Source organism: Humidesulfovibrio sp. (assembly GCF_030689645.1).
Lineage (GTDB): Bacteria > Desulfobacterota > Desulfovibrionia > Desulfovibrionales > Desulfovibrionaceae > Humidesulfovibrio.
The window spans coordinates 1-4,191 of record NZ_JAUYFU010000095.1 but is presented as its reverse complement, the minus strand read 5'-3'; the positions used below and the strand labels follow the sequence as shown (position 1 = coordinate 4,191).

Sequence of the window (4,191 nt, the reverse complement as noted above, 5' to 3'; positions counted from 1 at the left end):
GCCATGAGTAGCTGATTTAGAACGAGGCATGCCGCAGAGACGGCCAGAGCGGGCAGCATGCGTGTAGAAAGGGTGCTCGACAAAACGTCCGCCTGAGTCCGCAGGTCCATGACCACATAGCCCAGCAGCATCAGCAGCAGCACAAGCGTCAGTTCACGCTTCAGACGTTCGGTCATTTTGGAACGGCCCGTCGGAGCAGGCGTCTCAGTCTCTTCTTGCATTGCACTCTCCGCGGGCCTAGCACCTGCTGACATCGGCAGGCTGGGTGGATTAAACGGCACTGTCTGCATCGGACCGGAACAGGATAACAATCTTTTGCATGAATGGCTTGAGCTTTTGCTCCAGGGGTTGAGCCTGTTGCCGGGTTGCCTCAATTCTTAATACTCTGGAATTAACGGCACGCGGTCGGTCACTATTATCAGAGTGTAGCCAATGTTGCCCCAGTTCCCGAGGGGGTGGCCGAGGCCAGCAGCAGCACGACGAAGCCCAGGCCGTAAAACCTGTAATGCAAGATGTCCTGAGCTAGGATTGGGTAGAGTCGGGCCAAACATGCGTAGGTTGCCAGGGCCGGGAGCAGGAAAATCAAATCGTGCCCAGCCTTGTAACCTCCAGGCATTCCGATAGTCTCCATGCCAAGAGTGGGTATGCCGCAGGCGGGACAGCGGCCCGGCGAGAAGAGGCCGTGTGTGACAGAGATCCTCGCTACATTGGTAGTGCTCCCACAGGTGCGCTGCCCGATGAGGGGGCTCCCCCTTGGCGACGCCCACTGTAGGTTACGCCGGAACCAGCAAGCCCAGAAAGTGGGGAAGCGGCTGGTGAGCATGTTTCACTAGTTCTTTTGAGAATGTTATTATTGGTTCTTGTGATTCAACTCCACCATGGTGTCAAGGTGGCAAAAAAAATGACGGTTTGATCTAGTGGCTAAGGGCCGTGGTTGACGCGTAAGCTTTTGCCCTTGGCATCGGTCGCGTTTTTCGTTACATTCACCAAATGTCTCTGACCGTCGGAATATTACAGCCCAGCTATTTGCCTTGGCTGGGCTACTTTGAGCAGCTGTTCAGGGCGGACGTGTTCGTGCTTTATGACGATGTGCAGTTCGAGAAGGGTTCCTGGCGGAACAGGAATCGGATCAAGGCACCCCAAGGTGCGCAGTGGCTCACCGTGCCCGTGCTCACAAAAGGCCGCGAGTTTCCTCTAATCAACGAAGTGCGGGTAAACAGTGCCGAGTCTTGGCAGAAAAAGCACCTGCGCGGCCTCGCCCAATATTACTCTAAGGCCCCGTACTACGCAGAGTATGCCCCGGAGCTGGCGTGCGTCATTGACCGGTCCTGGGAAAAGCTCTGCGACCTGAATATTGCCCTTATCCTGCATCTTTCTGCTGTACTGGGCATCACCACACCCGTGCTGCTGGCCTCCGAACTGGGCATTGCCGGCAGCGGCACGCTTCGGTTGGTGGACATTCTTGCACATCTTGGCGGCACCATCTTTTATGAGGGCGCGGCTGGGCGCGACTACATCGACGAGTCGCTGTTCTCCTCCCGCGGGATGCGTGTGGAATTTCAGGATTACGCGCACCCGGAGTATACACAGTTGCACGGCGGATTCATTCCGTACCTGTCCGTGGTGGACCTTTTGTTCAACCATGGACCGAACAGCCTTTCCATCCTCACAGGGAGCATGCAGTGAAAAAGACCATCCTCATCACTGGCGGTGCGGGCTTCATCGGCTCGGCCTTTACATATTACATTTACAACACCTATCCTGATTATAATATTATTATTGTAGATGCCCTGACCTATGCAGGCAATGTTGAGAACCTGCCCGTGAAGATTTGGCAGGATCTGGACAATCCGCGCCTCCAGTTCTGGTATGGCAACATCCTGAACGGCGAACTCATGGACACCCTCATCTCCCAAAGCGACTATGTGGTCCACTTCGCCGCCGAGAGCCACGTTACCCGCTCTATCTATGACAACCGCAACTTTTTCGAGACCGATGTCATCGGTACCCAGACCGTGGCCAACGCCGTCTGCAAATACAAGGACTCCGTGGAGCGCTTCATCCACATCAGCACCAGCGAGGTGTACGGCACCGCCCTATACCCCAGCATGGACGAGGAACACCCGCTCAACCCTATGAGTCCATACGCTGCGGCCAAGGCCGGGGCCGACCGGCTGGTGTACTCCTACTGGGCTACTTATCAGATACCAGCGGTCATCATCCGTCCCTTCAACAACTTCGGTCTGCGGCAGCACCTGGAGAAGGTCATCCCTCGCTTCACCACCAGCGTCATACTGGGCGAGAAGCTGCGCGTCCACGGCGATGGCTCCTCCGCGCGTGACTTCATCCACACCGATGACACCTGCCGGGCCATCGATTTGGCTCTACACGCCCCGGCCGAAAAAGTCGTTGGCGAGGTGTTCAACGTTGGCTCCGGCGAGGACCACTCCATTCTCTCCATCGCCCAGGATATCGCCAGAATCATGTGCGCCAGCAAGGAGTGCTTCATCAACGTAGGTGACCGCCCCGGCCAAGTCATGCGCCACACAGCGGATTTTTCGAAAGTAAAGCGGGTGCTCGGCTGGGAGCCTCAGGTCAAATGGGAGCAGGGGCTCGAACGCACCATCAAATGGTACGTGGACCACGAGCATTGGTGGCGCAAGATGCTCTGGATGCGCGAGATCCCCATCGTTACGACCAGCGGCAAGCGCGAGTTGCACTAGCCATGCGCGTGGAGTTCTACCGGCACGCGCTGGACGAGGCTGACATCGAGGCCTCAACCCAGACCCTACGCTCAGTATTTCTCACCACCGGGCCGATGTGCGCGCGCTTCGAGGCGGACTTCGCCGCATACACGGGCCTGGCTCGCTGCGTGAGCCTGAACTCCTGCACTGCAGCCCTGCACTTGGCCCTGCTGGCGCTCGGCGTGGGGCCCGGCGACGAGGTCATCGTGCCAGCCATGACCTTCATCGCCAGCGCAACCCCCGTTGTGCATGTGGGCGCAACGCCGGTGCTGGTGGACGTGGAGCCCGACACGGGTCTCATGGACCCCGAAGCCGTTCGCGCGGCCATCACCCCGCGCACCAAGGCCCTGATTCCCGTGCATCTTTACGGCGTCATGGCCGATATGCTCGCCTTAAAGGCCTTGGCCGATGAGCATGGGCTGGCCATCATTGAGGATGCCGCCCATTGCATCGAGGCTGAACGCGACGGCGTGCGGCCGGGAGAATTGGGCGATGCCGTGTGCTACAGTTTTTACGCCACCAAGAACCTCACCTGCGGCGAGGGCGGGGCTCTGTGCACCAACCGACAGGACCTTGCGGACCGGGTGCTGCTCCTGCGCCAGCACGGCATGAGCAAAGAGGCGGCCAAGCGCTACCACGGCCTGTACCAGCACTGGGACATGGTGGAACTCGGCTGGAAGTACAACCTGAGCGACATCCAGGCCGCGCTCATGGTGAACCAGCTTGCCCGGCTGAATGGCCTGTGGGAGAAGCGCCGCGCTGTATATCAGGCCTACGTCGGCTTGCTCACGGACATCCCCGGGCTTTGGCTACCCGCCCTGCGGGGCAAGAGCGCGCACCACCTGCTCACCATCCAGGTGCCTGCCCACAAACGCGACGGTTTGCTGGACCACATGGGGGAGAGTGGTATCGGTGTGGCGGTGAACTACCGCGCCATCCACACACTCACTTGGTTTCGTGAGAAACTAAGGTACAAGCCTGAGGACTTCCCCAACGCCCATGCCTTTGGCAGCGGCACCCTGAGTCTGCCGTTCCACACTGGTCTTACCCCGGAAGAGGTCGCGTTGGTGGCGGGGGCTGTGCGTGGCTTTCTGGGTATCGAGCCTCGGTAGTCAGCCTCTCTGCAGAGGATCTTCTGAGGGCAAAGAAAGGCTACGCATTCCGCTGACCTCCCCCCCGCCGAAACAATGGCAGGCGCTGCATCAACCTCGCAAGCGGCTGGCCACATAGGCTTGTTGCAAGCAAAACAGCACAGCCCCAAGCAAGAGCAACGGATTTATAAGTACTTGCGGCGAAACTCCGCCTTTCATGAAGACATAGTTCTTTGGTGCTAAAAGTAAGACCGAGACCAGGAAGATTGCCAGATCACTGTTGCTCCAGTCGTCAGCAGCAGAGATGCTGGAGAACCTGTCAAGATATAAGCACAATAACGGCGCGAGGAAAATAA

At 58.4% G+C, this 4,191-nt stretch carries 5 protein-coding genes; 3 read left to right on the top strand and 2 right to left on the bottom strand.

Annotated elements, in window-relative coordinates; all coding sequences use genetic code 11:
* Positions 1-418: 418 nt before the first annotated feature.
* Entirely contained in the window at positions 419-616 is a 198-nt protein-coding gene (locus Q8O35_RS12915) for a hypothetical protein (protein WP_305573973.1), read from the bottom strand.
* A gap of 374 nt (positions 617-990) precedes the next feature.
* Here Q8O35_RS12915 and Q8O35_RS12910 point away from each other — a divergent pair, with 374 nt between their 5' ends.
* Genes Q8O35_RS12910 through Q8O35_RS12900 form a run of 3 tightly spaced genes read left to right on the top strand, consistent with a single transcriptional unit; the run spans position 991 to position 3,856 of the window.
* Complete coding sequence (locus tag Q8O35_RS12910; RefSeq protein WP_305573971.1) at positions 991-1,686, top strand: WbqC family protein; 696 nt, start codon at positions 991-993, stop codon at positions 1,684-1,686.
* Complete coding sequence (locus Q8O35_RS12905) at positions 1,683-2,723, top strand: dTDP-glucose 4,6-dehydratase (protein ID WP_305573969.1); 1,041 nt, start codon at positions 1,683-1,685, stop codon at positions 2,721-2,723. Before Q8O35_RS12910 ends, Q8O35_RS12905 begins: the two co-directional genes overlap by 4 nt.
* Positions 2,724-2,725: 2 nt before the next feature.
* A complete protein-coding gene (locus tag Q8O35_RS12900; RefSeq protein WP_305573967.1) occupies positions 2,726-3,856 on the top strand; it encodes a DegT/DnrJ/EryC1/StrS aminotransferase family protein in 1,131 nt (376 codons plus the stop codon).
* Between the two features lie 90 nt (positions 3,857-3,946).
* Here Q8O35_RS12900 and Q8O35_RS12895 read toward each other — a convergent pair.
* A partial coding sequence (locus Q8O35_RS12895) for a hypothetical protein (RefSeq protein WP_305573965.1) occupies positions 3,947-4,191 on the bottom strand: 245 nt, incomplete at its 5' end.

Coding starts and splice junctions, on each gene's coding strand:
- Q8O35_RS12910 (WP_305573971.1), top strand. CDS start 991: ATGTCTCTGACCGTCGGAATATTACAGCCCAGCTATTTGCCTTGGCTG.
- Q8O35_RS12900 (WP_305573967.1), top strand. CDS start 2,726: ATGCGCGTGGAGTTCTACCGGCACGCGCTGGACGAGGCTGACATCGAG.
- Q8O35_RS12915 (WP_305573973.1), bottom strand. CDS start 616: ATGCCTGGAGGTTACAAGGCTGGGCACGATTTGATTTTCCTGCTCCCG.